The organism is Achromobacter sp. (genome assembly GCF_049647645.1).
In the GTDB taxonomy this organism is placed as follows: Bacteria; Pseudomonadota; Gammaproteobacteria; order Burkholderiales; family Burkholderiaceae_B; genus Achromobacter.
Genome location: NZ_JBARYB010000203.1, coordinates 1 through 3,649, shown reverse-complemented (window position 1 = coordinate 3,649; position 3,649 = coordinate 1). Strand labels below are relative to the sequence as shown.

At 70.3% G+C, this 3,649-nt stretch carries 2 protein-coding genes; both read right to left on the bottom strand.

The window, feature by feature from the left end:
* The coding region (locus tag WBB14_RS22900; protein ID WP_424241870.1) for an error-prone DNA polymerase at window positions 1–2,674 on the bottom strand (2,674 nt) is incomplete at its 3' end.
* 12 nt (window positions 2,675–2,686) lie between these two features.
* The coding region (locus WBB14_RS22895) for a DNA polymerase Y family protein (protein WP_424241869.1) at window positions 2,687–3,649 on the bottom strand (963 nt) is incomplete at its 5' end.

The following is a 3,649-nucleotide window of genomic DNA, read 5'->3' as shown; positions in this document are numbered from 1 at the left end:
GGGCGTCGCCGGCGGCCAGCGCGTTCAGATCGTGGCGGGTGAGGGCGGCGCGGCGGGCCAGGTCGCCGGTGTCGGCAAAGGGTGCGGTACCGCGCGCGTCCTCGATGCGCCGGGCGGCGTCTTCGCGCATGCCCTGGATCAGGCTCAGTCCCAGCCTGACGGCGGGGCGAGGGCCGTCGGTGGCGGGCGCGTGTAGATGCGCGGTACGGCGGGCGCCGGGGTGGCCCTCGGGCAGGGTTTCCAACGCCGAGTCCCAGCCACTGATCATGACGTCCGGCGGCAGCACGCAGACGCCGTGGCGGCGGGCGTCCTGCACCAACTGGGCGGGAGCGTAGAAGCCCATGGGCTGGGAATTGAGCAGGGCAGCCAGGAAGGCTTCGGGCTCGTGCCGCTTGAGCCATGAGCTGGCATAGGCCAGCAGGGCGAAGCTGGCGGCGTGGCTTTCGGGGAAGCCATATTCGCCGAAGCCTTCGATCTGCCGGAACAGCGCTTCGGCGAAATCCAGTTTGTAGCCATGGGCCAGCAGGCCGCCGACCAGCTTGGTACGGTATTTGTCCACGCCGCCCTTGCGCTTCCAGGCCGCCATGGAGCGGCGCAGCTGGTCGGATTCGCCCGGCGTGAAGCCGGCGGCGACCACGGCGATCTGCATGACCTGTTCCTGGAAGATGGGCACGCCCATGGTGCGGCTGAGCACGCCGCGCACTTTTTCGCTGGGATAGGTTTCGGGCTCCTTGCCTTGGCGGCGGCGCAGATAGGGATGGACCATGCCGCCTTGGATCGGGCCGGGCCGCACGATGGCCACCTGCACCACCAGGTCGTAGTATTGGCGCGGACGCAGCCGCGGCAGCATGGTCATCTGGGCGCGGGATTCGATCTGGAACACGCCTATGGTGTCGGCGTCGCAGATCATGTCGTAGGTGGGTGTGTCGTCCGGCGGGATGTCTTGCAGCCGCAAGGGCTGGCCGCGGCGCTGGCCGGCCAGCTCCAGGGTGCGCCGCAGCGCCGACAGCATGCCCAGCGCCAGCACGTCCACTTTCAGCAGGCCCAGCGCGTCCAGGTCGTCCTTGTCCCATTGCACCACGCTGCGGTCTGCCATGGCGGCGTTCTCGATGGGCACCAGGCGCGAGAGCTTGCCGCGTGAAATCACGAAGCCACCGGGGTGCTGCGACAGGTGGCGCGGAAAGCCCATCAGCGTCTGCGCCAGCGCCGCCCATTGCCGCGCGACCTGCGATTCCGGGTCCAGGCCGCAAGCGCCCAGGGTGCGCAGCATTTCCTTCTTGCCGTCCCACCATTGGTGGGCGCGCGCCACGGCGTCGATGACGCCTGCGTCCACGCCCAGCGCGCTGCCGGTATCGCGCAATACGCTGCGCGGGCGGTAGGAGATGACCACGGCGGTTAGCGCGGCGCGCTCGCGGCCATATTTGCCGTAGATGTACTGGATGACCTCTTCGCGGCGCTGGTGTTCGAAGTCCACGTCGATGTCGGGCGGTTCGTTGCGTTCCTTGCTGATGAAGCGTTCGAACAGGTTGTTGCCGCGCACCGGGTCCACCTCGGTGATGCCCAGGCAGTAGCAGACCGCGGAGTTGGCGGCGGAGCCCCGGCCCTGGCACAGGATGCCCTGGCCGCGGGCGAACTGGACGATGTCGTAGACCGTCAGGAAATAGGCTTCGTAGTGCAGGTCCGTGATCAGGGCCAGTTCTTTTTCGATCTGTGCGGTGACGCTGTCCGGCGTGCCGGCAGGGAAGCGGCGCGCGGCTCCGGCCAGGGTTTCCTGGCGCAGGTACGTCGCCGGCGAGTGGCCGCGCGGAATGATCTCGTCCGGGTATTCGTAGCGCAGCTCATCCAATGAGAAGGCGCAGCGGCGGGCCACCGCCAGCGTTTGGGCCAGCGCCTGCGGGGGATAGAGATTGGCCAGCCGCATGCGCGTGCGCAGGTGCTGTTCGGCGTTGCCGGACAGTTCATAGCCGCACTGCGACACCGGCTGGCGGGTGCGGATGCCGGTCAGCGTGTCGTGCAGCGGCTTGCGTGAACGCAGGTGCATCTGTACCTGGCCCAGCGCCACGAGGGGCAGTTCCGCGGCCTGCGCGGCCTGTTCGACCGCAGCGCGGTGCAGGTCGTCGCGGGAGCGGTGCAGCAGGGTCAGTCCCACCCAGGCGCGATGGGGGAAGACGCGCGCCAGCCAGCGCGCCTGTTCGGCCATGCGGTCGGCATCGGTGCCGTAGGCGGGGCTCAGGATGGCCAGGCATTCGGGCAGGTGGCGCAGATGGGCGTAGCCTGCGGGCGGGTGGGTGAGGTCTTCGGGCGCCAGCCGGTATTCGCCCTTGGGCGCGCGGGTGCGCGCCAGGGTGATCAGTTCGGACAGATTGCCGTAGCCCTCGCGCGTCTGCGCCAGCAGGATCAGGCCCAGCGGCGCGGCGTCGGGCGCGGCGCGCAGCTGGAAGGTGGCGCCGATGATGAGCGGCAGCTGGCGGGCCTTGGCCTCCACGTGGGCGCGGACCACGCCCGCCAGCGAGCATTCGTCGGTGATGGCGAGCGCGGCGTAGCCCAGCTCGGCGGCGCGCTCGATCAGCTCCTCCGGGTGCGAGGCGCCCTGTAGGAAAGAAAAATTGGACTGGCATTGCAGCTCGGCGTAGCCGGGCAGCTGGGCCAGGATGTCGGGGATCTCGTCGTCCATGCCTATGCCGTGTCAGGCGTAGAGCCCATGCAGGAACCAGCGGGCGTGCTCGTCGTCGCGTTCGCGGTAGATCCAGTAGCGCGCGGCCGCCGCGTCTTCGGCGACGAAGTAGTCGCGTACGGTCAGGGCCGGGTCCCACCAGCCGCTTTCGATGCGTTCGGGGCCGCGCATCAGCCGCAGCGACTGGCCGCCGTATTGCGGGCGATGGCCGGACAGCTTCAAGGGCAGCGGCGGATCCAGCAGCCAGAAGGGCCGGTCCAGTAGCGCGGGCAGAGGGGCGGCGCGTTGGGGCGGAGACAGCGCATCGCCCCAGGCGTTGGCGGCTTCGGGGCGGTGGTCGGGAACCGGCTGAGCATGGCGCACCTGGTCGCGGCCCAGCCGCGCCACCAGCAGGTCCAGCAGCCGGGCATGGTCGGCGGGCGTGCCGCCGGGCTCGGGGAACAGGGTGGTGCTGGCGGCGGGCTGCTCGACCGTGTCGGGCGCCAGCAGCATTACGGCGATCACGGGCGCTTCCAGGGTGAAACGGGCCAGCTTTTCCCGCAGCAGGTGGAGGATCTGCGGCGCCTGCCAGACCGGCTGGGCCAGGGCCAGCTCCAGTTCGGTGGGCGGCCGGGCGTGGCGGCCGCGTTCGTGCTCCATGCTGAGCACCACGCGGCGCACCGCCAGTTGCCGGGCGCTGAGCCAGCCGCCCAGCTGTTCGGCCAGTCGGCGCGCCACCGCCAGCACCGCGTCGGTGTGTTCGACGTAGTCGGTGAGTTCGATGCGGCGCGAGAACTGGTGCGGCGGTTCGATCCAGCGATGGAGTTCGGGCGCCTGGCCGTAGGCGGCGTCCAGGGCCTGGAGCAGTTCGGGGGCGCTACGCCGTTGCAGGCCCGCGCGCGGCAGGGCGCGCAGGTCCGCCAATGTATGGCAGCCGATGTCGTCGAGCCAGTCGCGGCGGGCCTGCGCCTGCGGCAGCAAGGCCAGGGGCAGGGC